This window comes from Meiothermus taiwanensis WR-220, assembly GCF_003568585.1.
GTDB classification, from domain to species: Bacteria; Deinococcota; Deinococci; order Deinococcales; family Thermaceae; genus Meiothermus; species Meiothermus taiwanensis.
This window is the reverse complement of the sequence record NZ_CP021130.1, coordinates 2,619,734-2,641,966: the sequence shown is the minus strand read 5'-3', so window position 1 is coordinate 2,641,966 and position 22,233 is coordinate 2,619,734. Positions and strand designations below refer to the sequence as shown.

Annotated in this window: 19 protein-coding genes and 1 rRNA gene; 15 read left to right on the top strand and 5 right to left on the bottom strand. The window is 63.1% G+C overall.

What is annotated here, in order from left to right; genetic code table 11:
- Positions 1–4 precede the first annotated feature (4 nt).
- Positions 5–952 (bottom strand): ABC transporter permease, encoded by a 948-nt coding sequence (locus MTAI_RS12995; RefSeq protein WP_036197295.1) that lies wholly within the window; start codon positions 950–952, stop codon positions 5–7.
- Positions 949–1,977 carry a LacI family DNA-binding transcriptional regulator gene (locus tag MTAI_RS12990; protein ID WP_027888510.1) on the bottom strand — a complete coding sequence of 343 codons (1,029 nt, stop codon included), beginning with the start codon at positions 1,975–1,977 and terminating at the stop codon, positions 949–951. The genes MTAI_RS12995 and MTAI_RS12990 overlap by 4 nt, the downstream gene beginning before the upstream one ends.
- Before the next feature lie 178 nt (positions 1,978–2,155).
- Here MTAI_RS12990 and MTAI_RS12985 point away from each other — a divergent pair, with 178 nt between their 5' ends.
- The 9 genes from MTAI_RS12985 (at position 2,156) to MTAI_RS12945 (ending at position 13,448) form a co-directional block, all read left to right on the top strand.
- Entirely contained in the window at positions 2,156–3,184 is a 1,029-nt protein-coding gene (locus MTAI_RS12985; protein ID WP_027888511.1) for a LacI family DNA-binding transcriptional regulator, read from the top strand.
- A gap of 93 nt (positions 3,185–3,277) precedes the next feature.
- A complete protein-coding gene (locus MTAI_RS12980; RefSeq protein WP_027888512.1) occupies positions 3,278–4,510 on the top strand; it encodes an ABC transporter substrate-binding protein in 1,233 nt (410 codons plus the stop codon).
- Positions 4,511–4,562: 52 nt separating this feature from the next.
- Positions 4,563–5,546, top strand: coding sequence for a carbohydrate ABC transporter permease (locus MTAI_RS12975; protein ID WP_027888513.1), 984 nt, complete (start codon positions 4,563–4,565; stop codon positions 5,544–5,546).
- A gap of 1 nt (position 5,547) precedes the next feature.
- Positions 5,548–6,387 (top strand): carbohydrate ABC transporter permease, encoded by an 840-nt coding sequence (locus tag MTAI_RS12970; RefSeq protein WP_043983286.1) that lies wholly within the window; start codon positions 5,548–5,550, stop codon positions 6,385–6,387.
- A gap of 14 nt (positions 6,388–6,401) precedes the next feature.
- Positions 6,402–7,397 carry an endo-1,4-beta-xylanase gene (locus MTAI_RS12965; RefSeq protein WP_063843335.1) on the top strand — a complete coding sequence of 332 codons (996 nt, stop codon included), beginning with the start codon at positions 6,402–6,404 and terminating at the stop codon, positions 7,395–7,397.
- Positions 7,398–7,405: 8 nt separating this feature from the next.
- Positions 7,406–8,740: a GH1 family beta-glucosidase gene (locus MTAI_RS12960; RefSeq protein ID WP_027888515.1), complete on the top strand. Its 1,335-nt coding sequence runs from the start codon at positions 7,406–7,408 to the stop codon at positions 8,738–8,740.
- On the top strand, positions 8,737–10,335 hold the full coding sequence (locus MTAI_RS12955; protein ID WP_024049737.1) for a glycoside hydrolase family 43 protein: 1,599 nt from the start codon (positions 8,737–8,739) through the stop codon (positions 10,333–10,335). Before MTAI_RS12960 ends, MTAI_RS12955 begins: the two co-directional genes overlap by 4 nt.
- 155 nt (positions 10,336–10,490) lie before the next feature.
- A 16S ribosomal RNA gene (locus MTAI_RS12950) occupies positions 10,491–11,979 on the top strand.
- 173 nt (positions 11,980–12,152) lie between these two features.
- A complete protein-coding gene (locus MTAI_RS12945; protein ID WP_027887726.1) occupies positions 12,153–13,448 on the top strand; it encodes a cytochrome P450 in 1,296 nt (431 codons plus the stop codon).
- Between the two features lie 202 nt (positions 13,449–13,650).
- Here the strand turns inward: MTAI_RS12945 and MTAI_RS12940 are convergent, their stop codons facing one another.
- Positions 13,651–14,637 (bottom strand): hypothetical protein, encoded by a 987-nt coding sequence (locus MTAI_RS12940; RefSeq protein ID WP_013012588.1) that lies wholly within the window; start codon positions 14,635–14,637, stop codon positions 13,651–13,653.
- Between the two features lie 148 nt (positions 14,638–14,785).
- Here MTAI_RS12940 and MTAI_RS12935 point away from each other — a divergent pair, with 148 nt between their 5' ends.
- From MTAI_RS12935 to MTAI_RS12910, 6 genes are all read left to right on the top strand, one after another.
- On the top strand, positions 14,786–15,394 hold the full coding sequence (locus MTAI_RS12935; RefSeq protein ID WP_027887725.1) for a thioredoxin-like domain-containing protein: 609 nt from the start codon (positions 14,786–14,788) through the stop codon (positions 15,392–15,394).
- Between the two features lie 18 nt (positions 15,395–15,412).
- Positions 15,413–16,378: an alpha/beta hydrolase family protein gene (locus tag MTAI_RS12930; RefSeq protein ID WP_027887724.1), complete on the top strand. Its 966-nt coding sequence runs from the start codon at positions 15,413–15,415 to the stop codon at positions 16,376–16,378.
- A 210-nt stretch (positions 16,379–16,588) separates the two neighbouring features.
- Entirely contained in the window at positions 16,589–16,786 is a 198-nt protein-coding gene (locus MTAI_RS12925; protein ID WP_027887723.1) for a CopZ family metallochaperone, read from the top strand.
- 1 nt (position 16,787) lies between these two features.
- Positions 16,788–17,072, top strand: a complete 285-nt coding sequence (locus tag MTAI_RS12920; RefSeq protein ID WP_013012592.1) for a metal-sensitive transcriptional regulator — start codon at positions 16,788–16,790, stop codon at positions 17,070–17,072.
- Positions 17,063–19,582 carry a heavy metal translocating P-type ATPase gene (locus MTAI_RS12915; protein ID WP_187388623.1) on the top strand — a complete coding sequence of 840 codons (2,520 nt, stop codon included), beginning with the start codon at positions 17,063–17,065 and terminating at the stop codon, positions 19,580–19,582. Before MTAI_RS12920 ends, MTAI_RS12915 begins: the two co-directional genes overlap by 10 nt.
- 10 nt (positions 19,583–19,592) lie before the next feature.
- Positions 19,593–20,174 (top strand): DUF305 domain-containing protein, encoded by a 582-nt coding sequence (locus tag MTAI_RS12910; protein ID WP_027887721.1) that lies wholly within the window; start codon positions 19,593–19,595, stop codon positions 20,172–20,174.
- 10 nt (positions 20,175–20,184) lie between these two features.
- Here MTAI_RS12910 and MTAI_RS12905 read toward each other — a convergent pair whose 3' ends face one another.
- The gene (locus tag MTAI_RS12905) at positions 20,185–20,637 is read right to left on the bottom strand and encodes a low molecular weight protein-tyrosine-phosphatase (RefSeq protein WP_027887720.1); all 453 of its coding nucleotides are present in this window, start codon (positions 20,635–20,637) and stop codon (positions 20,185–20,187) included.
- Positions 20,634–22,226, bottom strand: coding sequence for an alpha-amylase family glycosyl hydrolase (locus MTAI_RS12900; protein ID WP_027887719.1), 1,593 nt, complete (start codon positions 22,224–22,226; stop codon positions 20,634–20,636). Before MTAI_RS12900 ends, MTAI_RS12905 begins: the two co-directional genes overlap by 4 nt.
- Positions 22,227–22,233 lie beyond the last annotated feature (7 nt).

Genomic DNA, 22,233 nt, shown 5'->3' with positions numbered 1-22,233 from the left:
CCTCCTAGTACAGGCTGCTGCCGGTAAAGCGCCGGGCCAGGCGGTTGGCCACCACGATCAAGACCAGGCCGATCAGGCCCTTGAACAAGCCCACTGCTGTAGCCAGGCTGAACTGAAAGTTCTGAATGCCCTGCCGGTACACCCAGGTGTCGATGATGTCCCCCACGCTGTAGACCGGTAACGAGTACAGCACGAAGATCTGATGGAAACCGGCATCCAGGATGCTTCCGATCTTGAGCAGCACCACCAGCACCAATACATCCATCAGACCCGGCAGGGAGATATGGCGCACCTGTTGCCAGCGCGAGGCTCCGTCTATGGCGGCGGCTTCGTAGAGGGCGGGGTTGATGGAGAGCAGGGCGGCCAGAAACAGAATCGCGCTCCAGCCGGTCTCTTTCCAGACCTCCGAGAGCACCACCACCGGCTGGAAGGTGGCGGTGGAGGTGAGGAAGGGGATGGGCTCGAGGCCCAGCGCCCGCAAACCGTGGTTTATCAGGCCCTCGCTGGGGGAAAGCATGGCCAGCAGGATGCCGTAGACGATGACCCAGGAGAGAAAGTGCGGCAGATAGCTCATCGTCTGTACGATGCGCGAGAGAAAGCGCCGGCTGGTTTCGTGCAGGGCAATTGCCAGTAGGATTGCCGGAGGGATGCCCAGCGCGATCTTGGCCACGCTGATGATGAGGGTGTTGGCTAAAAGCTGACCAAAATAGTAGGAGCTGAAGAAGTCCTGAAAGTGTTGCAGGCCCACCCACGGGCTGCCCCAGACCCCCAGCATGGGCTGGAAATCCTTGAAGGCGATCTGGGCGTTCCACAGCGGCCAGTAGCGGAAAATGAGGAAGTAGAGCAGGCCGGGCAGCAACATCAGGTAAAGCAGCCGGTAGCGCCAGATCCGGCGGAGCAGGGTTGCAAGCCCATCGCGGCCGGCCAGGCTCTTTGCAATTGCTGGGTTCATATTTTTTCTCCGGGGGTTCGGGGGGGTGCGCTCGATTCCCGAACGATTAGCTCGCTGGGAAACTCCACCAGCGTGTCGCGCACCTGCTCGCCAGCCTTGGCCTTGATGATCAGATCCACCATGGCCTGGCCCATGGCTTGAATGGGATGCCCTACGGTGGTCAGGCTGGGGTGGGAGTGGGCCGCGGTGGGGATGTTGTCGAAGCCCACCACCGAGAGATCCTGGGGCACCTGCAAACCCCGGGCCTGTGCAGCCGCGATAACCCCAAAGGCTGTGAGGTCGCTGGCCGCGAAGATGGCGGTGGGGGGATCCTCGAGGCTCAAAAGCTCATGACCGGCCTCCACCCCCCGCCGCTGGGTGAAGTCCCCGGGCCGCACCAGCCGTTCATCCCACAGCCCCGCCGCCAGCATGCACTCCCGGTAGGCCCGCAGGCGCTCGGCGGCCTGGCTCGAGTGCGCTGCCCCGGTGATAAAACCGATGCGCCGGTGACCCAGGGCCAGCAGGTGCCGCACAGCGGCCAGAGAGCCCTCGAAGCTGTCGGCCCGCACCACCGGGAGGTGGGTGGCAGCGCCGAAGTGGTTGACCAGCACCACCGGGGCACGGCTGCGCTCGAGGCTGGCTAAAAAGGCGGCTGATCCAATCGGTACCACGATGATCAGCCCGTCGGCCAGCCCACCGAGCAGGGCCCCCACCCGCTCGCGCTCCCGCTCCGGATCGCGTGAGGTGGTAAACACCGCCAGGTCGTAGCCCATCTGGCTGGCCGCATCGGCCGCGGCCCGTGCCAGCTCGGCAAAATACGGGCTGACCAGCTCGGGGATGACCATCCCCAGGATCTGGGTGGGGTGCCCGCGCAGGCTGCGTGCTGCCGTGTTGGCTACGTAGCCGAGCTGGCTGGCGGCCTGGAGCACCCGGGCCCGGGTGGCCTCCGAGAAGCGCCCTTTGTTGTTGAGCACCCTGGAGACCGTAATGATGGAGACCCCGGCGAGGCGGGCCACATGGGAAAGGGTAACCTTTTCTCTAGACATTTTATTATGCCGTCCTTGCTTATTGTTTTTTTGAGACAACGTTAACGCAAACACTATCACCCGTGCTTTCTGTTGTCAACCATCCGGGTTATGGCGGTACCTCGAGCGGATGCTTGACAGCGCTTTCAAAATCTGGTTTACTCTTCCCTCAGAAACCCAAGTAGTCTTAGAGGCCGGTATGCGTGAAGCCGTAACCCTTAGCGATGTAGCCCGTGAGGCCGGGGTCTCGCCCAGCACGGTTTCGCGGGTCATCAACGGCACGGCTCGAGTGGCCGCCAGCAAACGCGAGGCTGTTCTCAGGGCCATCGAGCGCCTGCACTACCGCCCCAACATCCTGGCCAAGGGCCTGGCCCAGGGGCGCTCGCTCACCATTGGGGTCATCACCCAGGAGATCAGCAGCCCCTACTACGGCGAGATGCTCAAGGGGGTGGAGCAGGCCCTCGAGGGCACCACCTACCACCCCATCTTTGCCAGTGGACACTGGCGGGTTGACCAGGAAGAAGCAGCCCTGAAGGTGCTGGTAAGCCGCCAGGTGGACGGCCTGATTGTGATGGACGGCAGCGTGCCGGAAGAGCGCCTGCAGGAACTGGCCCACACCATGCCGGTGGTGGTGGTGGGCCGCAAAATACCGGGCCTGCAATGCCTGGGCATAGACAACCGGCAGGGTGCCTACGAGGGCGTCCAGCACCTGATTGAGCTGGGCCACCGCCGGATTGCCCACATCGCCGGCCCCACCTCCCACCCCGATGCCATCGAGCGCCTCGAGGGCTACCGGGCGGCCCTCGAGGACGCCCATATCCCCTTCGACCCCGCCTTGGTGGTGGTTGGGGACTATATGGAGCAGTCCGGGTTGCTGGCCGTTGAGGCGCTGCTGGCTCGAGGCGCTCTGTTCACCGCCATTTTCGCCGCCAACGACCAGATGGCCTATGGCGCCAACGTGGCCCTGTACCGCCGGGGTATCCGCGTACCCCACGATGTCTCGCTGGTGGGCTTTGACGACCTGCCCAGCTCCAGTTACTTCACCCCACCCCTCACCACCGTCCGCCAGCCCGGCCCGGCCATGGGCTGGGAGGCTGCACGCTTGATTCTGGCTCTCCTCGAGGGGCGCGATTACACCCCTAAACCCCTTTCCACCCAGCTGGTGGTACGGGAATCCACAGCCTTGATCCGTTCTTCGGGCGCCCTGGCGGCGCACCTGTTGACCTAACTGTTGGAGTGAAGGAGGTGGTTGAAACAACGGTGTGATTTTGAAAGCGCTTTCAAACTCGGCCTAGGCAATCTGTTTGGTTAGGAGGAAACCATGAAGCAAATCCTGTCACTGCTGGCACTGCTGCTCTTGTTTGGACTGGGCCTGGCCCAGAAAACCACCCTTACGGTTGGGGTCTTTCCCAACCTGGACGACGCCCTTAAATCCCAGATACAGCTGTTCAACAAAAAGTACCCCGATGTCGAGGTCAAGCTGGTGATCCAGCAGTACGCCGACCACCACAACGCCCTCACCACCGCCCTGGCCACCGGGCAGGGCCTGCCCGACGTGGCGGCCATCGAGATTGGGTTTGTAGGCCGCTTTGCCGAAGGGCAGGGCTTCGAAGACCTGAACAAGGCCCCCTACAACGCCGGGCAGTACAAGCGGCTCTTCACTCCCTACACCATCGCCCAGGCCACCGCGTCGGACGGCCGGTTTATCGCTATGCCGGTGGACATCGGGCCCGGCACCTTCTTTTACCGGGTGGATATCCTGCAAAAAGCCGGCGTAGACCCCAAAAACATGATGACCTGGCCGGGCTATATTGCCGCTGGCCGTAAGATCAAGGCCACCACCGGCGCTTTCCTGATTGCCGACGCCGCGGATGTGGCCTGGATCAATATCTTCGCCACCACCCCGGCCAATACCAGCCCCTACTTCGATGCCCAGGGCAAAGTGATTGTGGACAGCCCCCGCTTTGTGCGGGCCTTCGAGCTGGCCAAAAACATCCGTGCGGCCGGGCTGGATGCCCGGGTTGGGGCCTGGACCAACGAGTGGTACGACGCCTTCAAAAAGGGTACCGTGGCCACGCAGTTCTCCGGGGCCTGGCTGCAGGGCCACCTGCAAAACTGGATGGCCCCCGAAACCAAGGGACTATGGCGGGTGCAGCAGCTGCCCGAGGGGATGTATGCTTCCTGGGGCGGTAGCTTTTATGCCATTCCCACCACTTCCAAAAACAAAGCCCTGGCCTGGGAGCTTATCAAGTTTGTAACCACTACCAGAGAAGCGCAGGTGGCTGCTTTCAAAGCCATCGGTGCCTTCCCCTCGCTGTTGTCGGCCCAGGAAGATCCCTCCTTTAACGAGCCCATTGAGTTCTTGGGCGGCCAGCAGGCCCGGCTGCTCTGGCGCGACGCCGCCCGCCGGGTCAAGCCTTTGCGAGCCAATAAGTATGACCGCATTGCCAACGAGATTGTGACCCAGGCGCTGTCCCAGGTGCTGGACGAGGGCAAGGACATCCAGGCTGCCCTGACCGAAGCCAAGCGGCTTATCGAACGCCGTATGCGCTAGCCCAACGGAGGGAGGGGGGCCGGCCCTTCTCCCTCCCTTTTGAGGAGCATCCGTGCGAAAGTCTGTTAGCATCCCAACGTCCGGCCAGGGCAGCCCTACCCTGGCTATGCGCTGGAGCGGCTTCCAGCGCCGCTATGCGCCCTACATTTTTGTTAGCCCCTTTTTCATCCTTTTCCTGATTTTTGGCCTGTACCCCACGTTGTTTTCTCTGTACATGTCCTTTCAGGCCTGGACGCCCAGCGACGGGTGGGGCCGGTGGAAGTACGTGGGCCTCGAGAACTACACCTTTACCCTGACCGACCCCATGTTCTGGCGCTCCATGTGGAACACCATCTGGCTGGGGGTGTTCTCGGGTATCCCACAGCACCTGATTGCCATCCCGCTGGCCTTTGTGATTCACATGGTGCTGAGCCGCTTCAAGACCTTTGTCACGGCGGTTTACTTCCTCCCCTACATCACCTCTTCGGTGGCCATTGCCCTGATCTTCAACACCCTTTTTGCCACCAACAACGGCGTTATCAATCTGGTGATCGCCCACCTCAACACCTGGCCTCTGCTGGGTGCGCTGCTGCCGGATCAGAACATCAACTGGTTTACCAGCGCCAACATTAAATACGCCCTTGCGCTGGTGGTGATCTGGCAGTTTACCGGCTGGAACACTCTGCTCTACCTCTCGGCCATCCAGGCCATCCCCAAGGATCTTTACGAAGCCGCTGCGGTGGATGGGGCCACCCGTGCCCAGCAGTTCCGCTACATCACCCTGCCCCTTCTGCGGCCCATGATGTTTTTTGCCGTTAGCCTCACCATCATCGGCAACATGCAGCTTTTTGAGCAGCCCTTTGTGTTGCTTAACGGGGGTGCCAGCGCGGCCACACCGGGGGGACAGACCGCCACCATGTACATGTACCGCACGGCTTTTGAGTGGCTCGAGATGGGTACGGCGGCCTCCATCGCCTGGATTCTCTTTGTTTTTATCGGCATACTCACCTACCTCAACAACCTGATTTTTGGGCGTGCGGCCCGGGGAGGGGATTAGTATGGCTCGAGTTTCCCTGGGGGGTTGGCTGCTGCGTATAGGGGGTTACACCCTCCTGGTGCTGGGTGGGTTGCTAACCATCGCCCCGTTCTACTTTATGTTCGTGTTCGCTACGCACCAGCGCTCGGAAATTTTCGGCTTTCCACCCCCCCTCTGGTTTGGTGAACACTTCCTGACCAACTACCAGATTTTGCTTGAGAAAATACCCTTCTGGCGGGCTTACTGGAACAACTTCTACCTGGCCCTGATGACCACCGTCACCAGCCTGTTCTTCTGCAGTCTGGCTGGCTTCGGTTTTGCCATGTACCAGTTCCGCTGGCGTGAACAGCTCTTTGCGGTGGTCATGGCGACCTTGCTGGTACCCGCCATCCTCAACCTGATTCCCTTCTATTTGCTCATCTACCAGATCGGCTGGATCAACACCCCCAAGGCCCTCTGGGTGCCGGCCATGGCCGGCGCGCTGGGCATCTTCCTGATGCGGCAGTACATCATCTCGGCCATTCCCAGGGAACTGGTGGATGCTGCGCGGATAGACGGCTGCAGCGAGTTTCAGATTTACTGGCGCATCGTGCTGCCCCTCATCCGCCCGGCCTTGGGCACCCTGGGCCTGATTACCTTTATCGGCTCCTGGAACCGCTTTGCCGACGTGAACGTGATTATGCGCACCCAGGAGACCAAAACCCTGCCGGTGGTGCTGCGCACCCTGCAAGGGGCCACCGACGTGGAATGGGGGGCCATTATGGCCGGTACGGCCCTGCTGGTTGCCCCGCTGCTGCTGGTGTTTGCCCTGGCCGCCCGGCAGCTCATGGAGGGGCTGACCTCGGGAGCGGTCAAGAACTAGGAGGCCCAAAGGTTATGTCTAGATGGGTTTTTCTTGGGTTATCCCTGGGGTTGTTGGTGCTGGCCCAGCCCGGCCCGCCGCTGCGCAACCTGGCAGAAGCACGAAAAATTCAGATCGGAGCAGCCGTAGAACCAAGTTTGCTGCTGCAAGAACCCGAGTACGCCCGGGTGCTGGCCCGGGAGTTCAACCTGGTGGTGGCCGAGAACGTGATGAAGTGGGGGGCCTTGCAGACCGCTCGAGGCGAGTACAACTTCGCCGCTGCCGACCTGCTTCTGAACTTCGCCCAGAGGAACCGGCAGGCGGTGCGGGGGCATACCCTGGTCTGGCACCAGCAGCTGCCGCGCTGGATGTACGGCCGGTTTACCCCGGCCGAGATGGAGGCCATCCTGAGCGACCACATCCGCACCGTGGTGGGGCGCTACCGCGGCCAAATCGCCTACTGGGATGTGGTGAACGAGGCCATCGGCGACGACGCCAGGTTGCGCTCAACACCCTTTGATGTGCTGCCCGGCTACCTGGAAAAAGCCTTTCGGCTGGCCCGTGCCGCCGACCCCGGCGCCAAGCTGTTCTACAACGACTACGGGGCCGAGGGCTTGGGGCCCAAGTCGGACGCCATCTACGCCCTCCTGAAAGACCTCAAGGCGAAGGGGGTGCCGGTGGATGGGGTGGGCTTCCAGGTGCACGTGGACTCGAGCTTCTCCCCCAGGCAGGTGCGGATGGAAGAGAACCTCGAGCGCTTCGCCCAGCTCGGACTGGAAATTCACATCACCGAGATGGATGTGCTGCTCGGTCGCACCGGCTCCAGAGCCGAACGGCTCGAGAAGCAGGCCCAGGTGTACCGCGAGGTACTGCAAGTCTGCCTGCGCCAGCCCCGCTGCAAGGTCTTCACCCTGTGGGGCTTTACCGATGCCCATTCCTGGCGGGGGGCCAGCGAGCCCCTCATCTTCGACGTGGATTACCAACCCAAACCGGCCTATTTTGCCCTCCAGCGCACCTTACAACAACCCTAAGGAGACCTATGAAACGAAGCGATTTCCCCGCCAACTTCATCTGGGGCACGGCGACCTCCGCCTATCAGATCGAGGGCGCGGTATCCGAGGACGGACGGGGGCCCAGCATCTGGGATACCTTCAGCCATACCCCCGGCAAAACCAAAGGCGGCGACCACGGGGATGTGGCCTGCGACCACTACCACCGCTATCCAGAGGACATCGCCCTGATGAAAGAACTGGGGGTGAACGCCTACCGCTTCTCGGTGGCCTGGCCGCGCATCCTGCCCGAGGGCCGGGGGAGGGTGAACCCCAGGGGCCTGGACTTTTACAACCGGCTGGTGGACGCCCTGCTGGAGCAGGGTATTACCCCCTGGGCCACCCTCTACCACTGGGATCTGCCCCAGTCCCTGGAGGATCAGGGCGGCTGGCCGAGCCGGGAGACGGCCTACGCTTTCGCCGAATATGCCGACCTGGTAACCCGGCACCTGGGGGATCGGGTCAAGCACTGGATTACCCTTAACGAGCCCTGGTGCTCGGCGTACCTGGGCTACCACGCTGGCATCCATGCACCGGGCCAGCAGAACTTTAAGCACTCGATATGGGCCTCGCACCACCTGCTGCTGGCCCATGGGCTGGCCGTACCGGTGATCCGTCGGAATGTAACGGGCGCTCGGGTGGGGATTACCCTCAACCTTTCGCCAGGCTACCCGGCCTCTCCAGACCCCGCCGATGTGGCCGCTGCCCGTCGCTTCGACGGTTTCCAGAACCGCTGGTACCTGGATCCGCTGTACGGCCTTGGATACCCAGCGGATATGCTGGCCCTCTACGGCGAAGCCCCGTCCGTGCAGGGCGACGACCTAATCACCATTGCTGCACCCACCGACTTCCTGGGGATCAACTACTACTCCCGCGCGGTGGTGCGCAACAGCGACCTCGAGCCCTACCGCTTCCAGTATGTGCGGGTCGGCGAGGAGCACACCGATATGGACTGGGAGGTGTACCCCGAGGGGCTTTACGACCTGCTCATACGGCTGGGCCGGGAGTACCGCCCCAAAGCCATCTACATCACCGAGAACGGGGCGGCCTACCCCGACGCCGTCGCCGACGACGGCGGGATTCACGACCTCGAGCGCGTCCGCTACTTCCAGCGCCACCTGGCCCTCTGCCTGGAAGCCCTGCAGCACGGCGCGCCCCTGAAAGGCTACTTCGCCTGGAGCCTGCTGGATAACTTCGAGTGGGCCGAGGGCTACGCCAAGCGCTTCGGGCTGGTGTACGTCGACTTTCCCAGCCAGCGACGCCGCATCAAGGCCAGCGGCTACTGGTTCCGGGATTTTCTGCGGGAGGCGGTAGTCAGGCCATGACCCGGATCCTCAACCCCATCCTGCGGGGCTTCCACCCCGACCCCTCCATCCTGCGGGTGGGGGACGACTACTTCATCGCCACCTCCACCTTCGAGTGGTGGCCGGGGGTGCGGCTGCACCACTCGCGCGACCTGGTGCACTGGCGGCCCATCGGCTACGCCCTGACCCGCACCTCGCAGCTCGAGATGCTGGGCAACCCCGACTCCGGGGGCATCTGGGCCCCCTGCCTGAGCCACGATGGGGCGCAGTTCTACCTCATCTACACCGACGTGAAAACCTGGGGCAACGGCGAGGTCTTCAAGGATGCGCACAACTACCTGGTAACCGCTCCAAGCATCGAAGGCCCCTGGTCGGAGCCGGTGTACCTCAATTCCTCGGGCTTCGACCCCTCGCTCTTCCACGACGAGGACGGGCGCAAATGGCTCTTGAATATGCGCTGGGATCACCGCAAGGGCCGCAACGCCTTTGCTGGCATCCTGCTGCAAGAGTACGACCCCCAGCAAAAGCGGCTGGTGGGGCCGGTGCACAACATCTTCCGGGGAACCCCCCTGGGCGTGACCGAGGGGCCGCACCTGTACAAGAAGGACGGCTGGTACTACCTGGTGGTGGCCGAAGGCGGTACGACCTATGCCCACGCGGTGACGGTGGCCCGCTCGCAGCGCATTGAGGGGCCCTACGAGGTGGATCCCTGCTACCCCACCCTGACCGCTCGAGGCCACCCGGAACTACCCCTGCAAAAAGCCGGCCACGCCTCGCTGGTGCAGACCCAGCAGGGCGAGTGGTACATGGCCCACCTGGTCGGACGCCCCCTCGAGCCCCCCCAGGCCCTGCGCCGCCACTGCCCTTTAGGCCGCGAGACCGCCTTGCAAAAAATCCGCTGGAGCCCGGATGGCTGGCCCCGGCTCTGGCACGGGAGCAATACCCCGGCCCTGGAGGTGGAAGCCCCGGCCCTCCCCCCCCACCCCTGGCCGAAGGAACCCGAACGCGACGACTTCGAAGCCCCAACCCTGAGCCTCCACTTCCAGACCCTGCGCCACCCCCCCGATCCCTCCTGGCTCTCGCTCACCGAGCGCCCCGGCTACCTGCGCCTTTTTGGCCGCGAGTCGCTCAGTTCGCGCCACCGCCAAAGCCTGGTGGCCCGCCGCCTGCAACACTTTTACGCCGAGGCCGAGACGGTGCTGGAGTTCGAACCCCAGCACTTCCAGCAGATGGCCGGGCTGGTCTGCTACTACGACACCGGCAACTGGGTATACCTGCGGGTAAGCCGCGACGAAGCGCTGGGCAAAACCCTTAGCATCCTGACCTGTGACAACGGCCACTACGACGAGCCGCTGGATGGGGAGCTGGGAATCGAGGGCTGGTCAAGGGTCTACCTCAAGGTGCGATACCAGCGCGATACCTTTGGCTTCGCCTACTCAGCCAATGGCCTGGACTGGAGCGAGATTCCCCTGCGCTTCCCGGCCTACAAACTCTCCGACGACCACTGCCGGGGGCTGGGCTTTACCGGCACCTTTATCGGGCTGTGCGCGCAGGATCTGAGCGGAGCGCGCCTGCACGCCGATTTCGACTACTTTGTCTACCGGGGCCTCGAGTAAGCCTATTGACATAACCCAAAGCATTTGATAATCTCCTCTTTGCGTCGCCAAACGGTGATGCGAGAATCTTGAAAGCGCAGGTTAGGAAATAAATACGACCAAAACGTGGTTTTCCACGTCATAAACTTTTGAGCGTCACAGCTCAAACTCAAATGTTTTCGGAGAGTTTGATCCTGGCTCAGGGTGAACGCTGGCGGTATGCCTAAGACATGCAAGTCGAACGGGCTGTTTATGCAGCCAGTGGCGGACGGGTGAGTAACACGTAGGTGACCTACCCCAAAGTCTGGGACAACTAGGAGAAATCTTAGCTAATCCTGGATGTGGACATCTACTTTGGTGGATGTTTAAAGCTTCGGCGCTTTGGGATGGGCCTGCGGCGCATCAGGTAGTTGGTGGGGTAATGGCCTACCAAGCCGACGACGCGTAGCTGGTCTGAGAGGACGATCAGCCACAGGGGTACTGAGACACGGACCCCACTCCTACGGGAGGCAGCAGTTAGGAATCTTCCGCAATGGGCGAAAGCCTGACGGAGCGATACCGCTTGAAGGACGAAGCCCTTCGGGGTGTAAACTTCTGAACTCGGGACGATAATGACGGTACCGAGGTAATAGCACCGGCTAACTCCGTGCCAGCAGCCGCGGTAATACGGAGGGTGCGAGCGTTACCCGGATTTACTGGGTGTAAAGGGCGTGTAGGCGGTCTCTCAAGTCCGATGCTAAAGACCGAAGCTCAACTTCGGGGGTGCGTTGGATACTGTGAGGCTAGACGGTCGGAGAGGGTAGCGGAATTTCCGGAGTAGCGGTGAAATGCGCAGATACCGGAAGGAACGCCGATAGCGAAAGCAGCTACCTGGACGATTTGTGACGCTGAGGCGCGAAAGCGTGGGGAGCAAACCGGATTAGATACCCGGGTAGTCCACGCCCTAAACGATGAGTGCTGGGTGTCCGACATCTGTTGGGTGCCGTAGCTAACGCGTTAAGCACTCCACCTGGGAAGTACGGTCGCAAGACTGAAACTCAAAGGAATTGACGGGGGCCCGCACAAGCGGTGGAGCATGTGGTTTAATTCGAAGCAACGCGCAGAACCTTACCAGGTCTTGACATCCTGGGAACCCTGGTGAAAGCCGGGGGTGCCCGCAAGGGAGCCCAGAGACAGGTGCTGCATGGTCGTCGTCAGCTCGTGTCGTGAGATGTTGGGTTAAGTCCCGCAACGAGCGCAACCCCTGTTGCTAGTTGCCATCAGTTCGGCTGGGCACTCTAGCGAGACTGCCTACGAAAGTAGGAGGAAGGCGGGGATGACGTCTGATCCGCATGGCCCTTACGACCTGGGCGACACACGTGCTACAATGCCTGCCACAAAGCGCTGCGACCCGGTAACGGGAAGCCAATCGCACAAAAGCAGGCTCAGTTCGGATTGGGGTCTGCAACTCGACCCCATGAAGCCGGAATCGCTAGTAATCGCGGATCAGCCATGCCGCGGTGAATACGTTCCCGGGCCTTGTACACACCGCCCGTCAAGCCATGGGAGTGGGTTTTGCCTGAAGTCGCCGGGAGCCACAGGCAGGCGCCTAGGGTAAGGCTCATGACTGGGGCTAAGTCGTAACAAGGTAGCTGTACCGGAAGGTGCGGCTGGATCACCTCCTTTCTAAGGAGTTCATGCGCCCTTTGTGGCGCCAATCTGGCGGCTGTCGTAGCCGAGCCAGACTTCGCGCAAGCGAAGACTCGCCTAACCTGCGCCAAGATTTATGCCCGCCCTTCGGGGCGGGTTTTTTATTTGCGTGGTAGAACCTTCCAGGCCTTGCGGTATTCTTTATCTGGATGATTCTGGATCCCACCGAACTCGAGCTACGCCAAGACCCGCTGGCTTTTTTTGTCCACCTCTCACGCACCAGCCCCGATATCACCACCTTTCGCTTTGCTTCGGGTAAGGAGATCGTTTTTCTCAACCACCCTGACCTGATCCGGGAGGTGCTGATTGAGCGGGCCGAGCAGTTTCATAAGTCCGACCTGACCCGCTCCTTCGCTGGAGGGATGGGCAACGGCATCCTGCTTTCCGAGGGGGAGTTCTGGAAGCAGCAGATTCGCTTGATGCGCCCGGCCTTTCACTACAAGCGCCTGCAGGGCTATGCCGAGGTGATGAGCCGCTTCACCCTGGAGATGCTTTCGCACTGGCAAAACAGCGAAATCCGGCACATCGACGAAGACATGAACGCCCTTACCCTGCGGGTGGTGGCTAAGTGCATGTTCGACGTGGAAGCTGGCGAAGACCGCGAGATTATGCACCGGGCCATCATGCTGGGGCAGAAGGTGGTGGGGCAGATGGTTTATGGCTGGCTCAACCTGCCCGACTGGCACCCCGGCCTCAACCGCGATGGCATCCGGGTGGTGCGGGCCCTGAACGATATGGTGAGCCGCCACATCGCCTACCGGCGCGAGCGCGGCGATTTGGGCGACGATCTGCTTTCGATGTTGTTGGAAGCCCAGAGCCAGCCTGGCGTGCAATTATCCGACCGGCAGTTGCGTGACGAGGTGCTCACGGTCATTACGGCGGGCCTCGAGACCACCGCCAACGCCCTGATCTGGACCTGGTATCTGCTTGACCAGCACCCAGACGTAAAGGCCCGGCTCAAGGCCGAGGTGGACAGTCTGGGCAAGCTGCCCGGCTTTGAGGATGTGCAGCGGCTGCCCTACCTGGATCAGGTTTTCAAGGAAAGCCTGCGGCTATACCCCCCGGTCTGGATTATCGGGCGGGAGAATGTAGAGGAGCTGGAACTGGGGGGGATGCGCCTCGCGCCCAGAACCCAGATTGTGATGAGCCAGTGGGCGGCCCACCGCGACCCCCGTTTCTTTGAGCACCCCGACGAGTTCCGGCCCGAGCGCTGGACACCGGAGTTTGAGAGGTCGCTGCCGCGCGGGGCATACTTTCCCTTTAGCCTGGGGCCCCGGGTGTGCACCGGCCAGGGGTTTGCTACCCTCGAGTACAAGCTGATTGTGGCTATGGTTTTGCAGCAGTTCGACCTCGAGCTCGTCCGTCCCGCGCCTGTGCGCCCGGAGCCCAACTTCACCCTCTGCGCCCATGGTGGGATGCCCATGCGGGTGCGCCGGTGGAAGTAATGCCGGGCTGGGGTGGATTTGGAGAACCGCCCACCCCAGCCGAATAGTTGCTTTGAATCCGGTATTATACCGTTTCCGCTTGAATCCTTCGCCGTTGAACGAAGTCAGAGGTGAAGGATTCAAGCCGACCGAAGGGAGTAGAAAAGCCTTTCGGTAGTATCGTTTAGGCTTGCCGAAGTGAACGATACTACCGAAATGCGTATTACTCCACGGGCTGTCCGTTCAGGGTCACGGTAAACTGCCCACAACCGCTGAACTCGATGCGCAGGGTGGATCTTTCACCCGCTGGGTTGGTGTAGACAAACACCTTGGCCCCGCTGTCGAAGTTCATCAGGCGGCCCAGGGGATTCTGGCAGGCTGCGCGGTTCCAGTGCAGGCTGGGGTCGGTGTACCAGATCAGGCTGCGGGTGTTGTTGTTGCGCGTCCAGGTGGCGCTGCCGGGGTTGTTTTGCTCAACCGTGATGCTGCCGGCATCCCAGGGGTTGCTGTTGCCGTCCTGGTCAGGGGCATAGGTCTTGCTGACATCAAAGACCAGCGAGCCGGTGTAGGTGTTGTTGAAGACGGTCTTGGTGACGGCATGGGTGTAATTCTTGGTGATCTTGAAGAGGGTGGCATCCTGCTTGTCGATAGAGTAGCTACCATTCAGGGTGCGCTCGATGCTGGTGTTGCCGCTGGTCAGGCGCGTGGTGAACCGGTCGAAGGCAACGCTGTAGCCGCTGTAGGGCTGGTTGTCGTTGGTGTCTTGCAGGGTCACGCTGCCCTTCAGACTGTAGCTGGTGTTGCCAGGGCCGGTATAGGTGCAGTCGTAAGTGGTGGTGGCGCTGGCTGGTACGCCGTCGTTGTCGGCATCCACCGGGGTGGCGGGGTTGGTGCTGATGGAGCAGTTGGCGCTGGAGGTGGGGGGTAGGTACAGCACGCCCACCGCCCGCAGAATCAGGCTGCCCCTACGCGGCAGGCCCCAGGCCTGGGCGGCGGCCTCGAGGCCATCCACCTGGCCCTGGGCGCCCAGTGCGGCAGTACTTGCGTCGCCGAGCATGGCGCCGGTGAGTTGCAGATCCCCCTGAACCGCTTCAGATAGGGCCTGGGCATCGCTCTGGCTGAGCTGGTCGGAGCTCGAGGACGGATTGCTGCAAGCCGCCAGAAGCCCCAGTAAGGCCAGTCCTGCGAGTGCGCGAAGGTGTTTGTGCATGGTTGTTCCTCCCGGTTTAACAAGCTGCGCTTTAAAGCTGAAGGCCAGAGGGGTATAAGCTTAAGCCAGCCTTAAGGTGGAAAATGTGAAATGATTGGGTACTCTAGATTCTAAAGTGCTCCTAAGCTAGGGTTTCAAGGGTGATCCAATGGCAACGCAATCAAAAAAGAAAAAGAAAGCAGCCGCCAAGTACCGCTCCCAGCCCAAACCCTCGCCCATGCCCTGGGTGCTGGGAGGAGTGGTGGTGCTGGCGGTGTTGGTGGGCGGCTATTTCTGGTGGCAGTCCCGGCAAACCGCGCAGGCCTTTGAGGGGCTGGTTGCGGCGGGCAAAGCCAGTCTGGCAGCGCGGGAGATTACCTACCCCGATGCCGGGCGGGGTCACGGCACCATCGGGGTCTCCATTGTGTATGCCACCGACCCGCCCACCTCGGGGGTGCACTGGCCCAACTGGACGGAGCCGGGGTTTTACACCCGCCCCGAGCCCAAGGAAAAACTGGTACACGCCCTCGAGCACGGCAACATCGTCATTTACTACGACCAACCCCCGGCCGAGGTTTTGAGCCAGATTCGCGCCTGGCAGCGCCGCTTTACCGGGGCCTGGGATGGGCTGGTGGTGGTGCCCAAGCAAGGGCTGGGTCAGACCATCGAACTCACCGCCTGGAGCAAGCTGCTGCGCCTGGAGACCTGGGATGCCGCTTTGGCTGCGGCCTTTATTGATGCCTACCGGGGCCGGGGGCCGGAGAACCCGGTGCGCTAAAGTAGGCCACGGCCAACCATGAGCCACACCCTACGCTTTGGAACAACGCTGCTGGCGGTCTTGCTGGGCACGGCGCTGGCCCAGGGGGGGCTCGAGGCCCATCCCATGTCCATCGAGGCCCTGCGCCAGGGCAGCTATCCGGGCAGCGCCATCACCCTCGAGCAAACCCTGGCCCCCGGCGCCAACTACCGCCGCTATATTGCTTCATACCGTTCGGAGGGGCTGAAAATCTACGGCCTGCTCACCGTTCCCAACGGCGCACGTCCCCGGGCGGGCTGGCCGGCCATCGTCTTCGTGCATGGCTACATCCCACCGGCCCAGTACCGCACCACCGAGCGCTATGGGGCCTATGTGGACGCGCTGGCCCGGGCCGGCTATATCGTGTTCAAGATTGACCTGCGCGGGCACGGCAACTCCGAGGGCACCGCCAGCGGGGCCTACTGGTCGCCGGACTACACCATTGATACCCTCAACGCCTTTGCCTCGCTGCGCCGGTTTCCCCAGGCCAACCCCGAGCGCATCGGCATCTGGGGCCACTCCATGGGGGGCTACCTGGCCCTGCGGGCCATGGTGGTGGAGCCGCGCATCCGGGTGGGGGTGATCTGGGCGGGGGTGGTGGGCACCTACGAAGACCTGCTCTACCGCTGGCGGCGCAGCCCCCCGGCCCAGCTTCCGCCGGGCGCCTTGCGGCGGCGTGAGCTGTTTCTGGCCCGCTACGGCTCGCCCGAGAGCAACCCCGGTTTCTGGGCCTCCATCACCGCCCACAACTACCTCGAGCGGGTCGGGCCCATCCAGCTACACCACGGCCTGGCCGATACGGTGGTTCCGGTGAGCTTTTCCCAGCGCCTGGCCCAGCGCCTGCGGGCAGCCGGGCGGCCCTACGAGCTTTTTACCTATCCCGGCAACGACCACAACCTGAGCCAGAGCTTCGGCCTGGCCATGCGGCGCTCGGTGGCCTATTTCGACCGCTATCTGAAGCGCTGAGTGGGGCTTGATTCGCCCGGATACAAGCGAGCCTCCCCTACGCGGTAGGGCGGACTTTACCATGCTGTTTCGACTCGTTGGATAACTTCGAACTGACGTTCTGTAATACTCAATCCCCTTGAGTCCGGTCTGGCCTGCCTCGAGCAAAAAGTGACTTTTGTCCTTACCCCACCCCAGGGGGGTGGGTATACTGACGCTGTGGAGGAAACCATGACCCAACTCAAGATTGAAGGCATGAGCTGCAACAACTGCGCGCGTCACGTGACCGAAGCCCTCAAAAAGGTGCCGGGGGTTGAGCACGTGGAGGTCTCGCTGCAGGAGGGCCGGGCCACCGTAACCGGGACGGCGCCGGTGGATAAGCTGATCGAGGCGGTGCAGGAAGAGGGTTACACCGCCCGGGTGGCCTGAGATGACCCACGAACACACCCTGCACCTCGACCCCAGGGTGCGGCAGGAGGCCCGCAACCGGCTGCTTTCGGCCAAGGGGCACCTCGAGGGCATTCTCAAGATGCTCGAGGGTGAGCCGTACTGCGTGGACGTGCTCAAGCAGATTAAGGCCGTGCAGGGGGCCCTCGACAAGGTGGGGGAGATGGTGCTCAGAAGCCACCTCGAGCACCACGTGGCCAGCGCCGCTGTGCGGGGCGACACCCAGAGGATGGTAGAGGAACTGATGGAGGTGCTCAAATACCGCTAACCAAGGAGCTACAAATCGGCGTTCAGGGCATGACCTGCGCGGCCTGTGTCAACCGGGTAGAGCGCGGGCTGGGGAAGCTCGAGGGGGTGGCGCTGGCCTCGGTCAACCTGGCCACCGAACGCGCCCGGGTGGTCTACGACCCCGAGAAGACCACCCCCCAGGCCCTGCTGGAAAAGGTACGGGAAGCGGGCTATACCCCGGAGGTGGCCGAGGTTGAACTGGGCATTACCGGCATGACCTGCGCGGCCTGCGTGAACCGGGTCGAGCAGGCCCTGCAGCAGTTGGACGGGGTGCTGGAGGCCCGCGTTAACCTGGCGACCGAGCGGGCTTTGGTGAGATACCTTCCGGCCAGCACCGGGGTGGCCCAGTTCAAGCGGGCCATCCGCGCGGCGGGCTACGGCGTGCTCGAGCTGGGGAGGGGCCAGGAGCGCGCCGACCTCGAGCGCGAGGCCCGCGCCCGCGAGCTGGCCAGCCTGCGCCGCGCGCTGCTGATTGCGGCGGTGTTTGCCCTGCCCCTCTTCCTGATCGCCATGCTGCCCATGCTCTTCCCGCCCGTCGAGGCCTGGTTGATGAGCACCTTTGGGCACGGGGTGATGAGCGGCCTGAACTGGGTTATGCTGGCCCTGGCCACCCCCATTCAGTTTGGCCCTGGCCTGCGCTTTTACCGCCACGGCTGGAGGAGCCTGCGCTCGGGCTCGCCCGACATGAACAGCCTGGTGATGATTGGCACCAGCGCGGCCTACTTTTACAGCCTGGGGGTGGTGCTTTTTCCGGGCCTCTTCCCCCCGCAGGCCCGCCACGCCTACTTCGAGGCGGCGGGGGTGGTCATCACCCTGATTTTGCTGGGCAAGTACCTCGAGGCCATCGCCAAGGGCCGCACCTCCGAGGCCATGCGGCGGCTGCTCTCGCTGCAGGCCAAAACCGCCCGCATCGTGCAGGACGGCCTCGAGCGGGAAATCCCGGTGGACGAGGTACTGGTGGGCGACCTGGTGCAGGTCAGGCCCGGCGAGAAGATACCGGTGGACGGGGTGGTGGTCGCGGGGCAGAGCTATGTGGATGAGTCCATGATTACCGGCGAGCCCCTCCCGGTCTACAAAACCGAGGGGGCCCCGGTGGTGGGGGGGACGCTCAACCAGAACGGAAGCCTCACCTTCCGGGCTACGGCGGTGGGCGAGGGCACCGTGCTGGCCCAGATTATCCGGCTGGTCGAAAACGCCCAGGCCTCCAAGCCGGCCATCCAGAACCTGGCCGACCGGGTGGTGGCGGTCTTCGTGCCCATCGTGCTGGCCATCGCCGCCCTTACAGCAGGGGTGTGGCTGGTATTGGGCGGCGAAAATGCCCTTACCTATGCCCTGGTCAACACCGTAGCGGTGCTGATTATCGCCTGCCCCTGTGCCATGGGCCTGGCCACCCCGGTGAGCATCATGGTGGGCACCGGCAAGGCCGCCGAGCTGGGGGTGCTTTTCCGCAGGGGCGAGGCCCTGCAGACGCTGCAGGAGGCCCGCGTCATCGCCCTCGACAAGACCGGAACCCTCACCCAGGGCAGGCCCGAACTCACCGACCTCGAGGTGCTGGAAGGCTACGACGAAGCCGAGGTGCTGCGCCTGGTGGCCTCGGTCGAGCAGAAATCCGAACATCCCCTGGCCCGCGCCATCGTGCGCGCGGCTCGGTTCAGGGGCCTCGAGCTGGCCGAGCCGGAAGATTTCGAGGCCTTCCCCGGCTTTGGGGTGAGGGGTCGGGTGGGCCTCTACCGGGTGGAGGTGGGGGCCGATCGCTATATGGCTCAACTGGGCCTCGAGGTGCACACCCTGGCGGCGCTGGCCCAGAAGCTGGCCGAAGCCGGTAAAAGCCCCCTCTACGCGGCCATCAACGGAAAACTGGCCGCCATCCTGGCCGTGGCCGACCCCCTCAAGCCCGGCAGCGCGGAGGCTGTGGCCGCCCTGCACCGCCTGGGTTTGCGGGTGGCCATGATTACCGGCGACCATACCCGCACCGCCCAGGCCATCGCCCGGCAGCTTGGCCTCGACGAGGTGCTGGCCGAAGTTCTGCCCCACGGCAAGGCCGAAGCGGTACGGACGTTGCAGGCCAAGGGCCACAAGGTGGCCTTCGTGGGCGATGGCATCAACGATGCCCCCGCGCTGGCCCAGGCCGATGTGGGTATCGCCATCGGCAGCGGCACCGACGTAGCCATCGAGACCGCCGACGTGATCCTGATCTCGGGCGATCTGCGGGGCGTGCCCAATGCCCTGGCGCTCTCGAGGGCCACCCTCAGGAACATCCAGCTCAACCTGTTCTGGGCCTTTGCCTACAACGTGCTCCTGATTCCGGTGGCCGCCGGGGCCCTGTACCCTCTCACGGGCTGGCTCCTTTCGCCGGTGCTGGCCGGGGCGGCCATGGGCCTCTCCTCGCTGTTTGTACTGTCCAACGCGCTGCGCCTGCGCGCTTTCAGGCCGCCCTTTGGGCCGGGTGAACAAACCACAATGGGAAAGCTGGTACGTGAGCTTTCGTAGGGAGGAAACTATGCGGAAACTGTTGGGAATGCTCTTGGCAATGCTCCTGAGATGGAGCCTGGCCCAGACCGACCACGCCGGGCACGGCGGTATGACCATGCAGGCCATGGCCGAGCTGCAAAAGCTCCAGGGGCGCGACTTCGACATCGCCTACATATCCATGATGATTGACCACCACAAGGGTGCGGTGGAGATGGCCCAGGCCATCCTGAAGGTTTCCAAAGACGCCCGCATCCGCAAAGCCGCCCAGGAAATCATCGCGCTGCAGAACAAAGAAATTACCCAACTTACCAACTGGCTTAGAAGCTGGTATGGCGTAGCCCCCAGCCAGCGCTACATGGCGATGATGCGCGCGGACATGCAGGCCATGATGGACACCGCCCTGATGGGCATGATGCCGGGGCACGGCAGCTCCCCCGACCGGGCTTTCCTGGAGGGTATGATTCCCCACCACCAGGATGCCGTGGAGATGTCCAGGCTGTGCTTGCAAAAGGCGGCCAGGGCCGAACTCAAACGCTTCTGCCAGGGCGTTATCACCGTACAGAGCCGCGAGATTGAGCAGTACCGGCAGTGGTTGAAAAACCTGCCCTGAGCCTTGGCGATCAGGTCGTTGTGTGCGCCTGGAAGAAGGCCTCGAGGGCCCCGTCGAGCATCTGATAAACCGCCTCAAAATCCTGGGGCCCGCCGTAGTAGGGGTCGGGCACCTCGCCCCCGCCGTTCAAGTCCAAAAGCAGCCGGGCCTTGCCCCGGTGGGCGGGAAACATGCGCTCGAGGGTGCGCAGATTCTCTTTGTCCATCACGAAGATGTGGTCGAAGTACTCCATATCCTCGGCCCGGATCTGGCGGGCCACATGGGGAAAGTCGGCCCCGTACTTGCGCAGCACGGCCTGGGTACGGGGGTCGGCGGGCTCGCCCTGGTGCCAGCCGCCCGTACCGCAGGAGTCCACCTCGAACTTCCCCTCCAGCCCCCGCTCGCGCAGCTTGCGGCGGAAAATGCCCTCGGCCATGGGGCTGCGGCAGATATTGCCCATGCAGACAAACAGCACGCGGGTCATAGCTTTATTATCAGGCCTTCATGGGGCCTCAGCTCGAGCAGGCCTCCTTCCACCCTGCCGTAGCGATCCAGATGGGTCGAGAGCAGGATCTCCCCTCCGGGCGTGGAGAGGGCTTTGGGCTCCTGGGTAAAGTTCAAGGCCACCAGCACCTCACCCCCGCGCAGGTAGGCGAACACCCCCTCGGGGGCCTTGTAGGTCTGATAGGCCCCGTGCAGCAGGGCCGGTGTTTCCCTGCGCACTACCAGCAGGGTGCGCACCAGGGTCAGCATGGAGAAGGGGTCGGCGTCCTGGGCCTCCACGTTGCGCTCGGGGTAGTCTGGGTTGATGGGGAGCCAGGGCTCGCGGGTGCTGAAGCCGGCGTAGGCATGGGGGGTCCACTGCATGGGGGTGCGCTCGGGGTCGCGGCCCGGGTCGAGGCCGTGCTCGCCGGCGGCCCCGCGCTGGCGCAGGGCTGCGGGGTCTTGTACTTTGTCAGGGGGAATCTGCCCGTCCACCATGCCAATCTCGTCGCCGTAGTACCAGGTGGGCGAGCCCCGCAGGGTAAAAAGCAGCATGGCCGCAACCCGGGCCTGCTCGTGCCCGATACGGCTGGCCAGGCGGTGCTGGTCGTGGTTGCCCAGCACCCAGTTGGGGGTGGCAAAGGGGGGCAGGCTGGCCTCGTACTCCTCCACGATGCTGCGGATGTTCTCGGCCGTCCAGTTGTTCAGGCCCCGGAAGATCAGGTGGAAGTTGAAGGGCAGGTGGCAGCCGGGCCTTTCGGGGGTGCCGTAGTAGGGTATGAGCTGGGGGTAGGGCAGGTAGATCTCCCCGATCATCACCCGGTCGCCGGGGTACTCGTCCAGCACGGCGCGCATCTCCTGCACGATCTCGCGGGTCTCGGGCTGGTCTTCCTGGTAGATGTGGATGTGGCGGAAGCGGTCTATGTCGCCGGGCTTGTACTGGGGGTTGTCGGGCTCGTCGCGGAAGAGCGCATCCTCCACCAGCAGCCAGATCACGTCGACGCGGAAGCCATCCACCCCCTTGTCCAGCCAGAAGCGCATCACCTCGTACATGGCCTGGCGCACCTCGGGGTTGCGCCAGTTGAGGTCGGGCTGTTCGGGCAAAAACTGGTGCAGGTAGTACTGGCCGGTTTTTTCGTCCAGCGTCCAGGAGGGGCCGCCGAAGTAGGACTGCCAGTTGTTGGGAGGGCCTCCGTCCGGGGCCGGGTCGCGCCAGACGTACCAGTCGCGCTTGGGGTTGTCGCGGCTGCTCCTGGACTCCAAGAACCAGGGGTGCTGGTCGGAGGTGTGGTTGGGTACAAAGTCGATCAGCACCCTGAGGCCCAGCCGGTGGGCCTCGGCCAGGAGCTCGTCGAAGTCTTTGAGCGTGCCAAAGATGGGGTCTACGTCGCAGTAGTCGGCCACATCGTAGCCAAAGTCCTTCATGGGCGACCTGTAAAAAGGCGAGAGCCAGATGGCATCGAAGCCCAGGTCGCGGATGTAGGGCAGGCGCTTACGGATGCCCGGCAGGTCGCCAATCCCGTCGCCGTTGGAATCCTGAAAGCTGCGGGGGTAAATCTGATAGATGCTTGCGGTTTTCCACCATTCCATAAAGCTC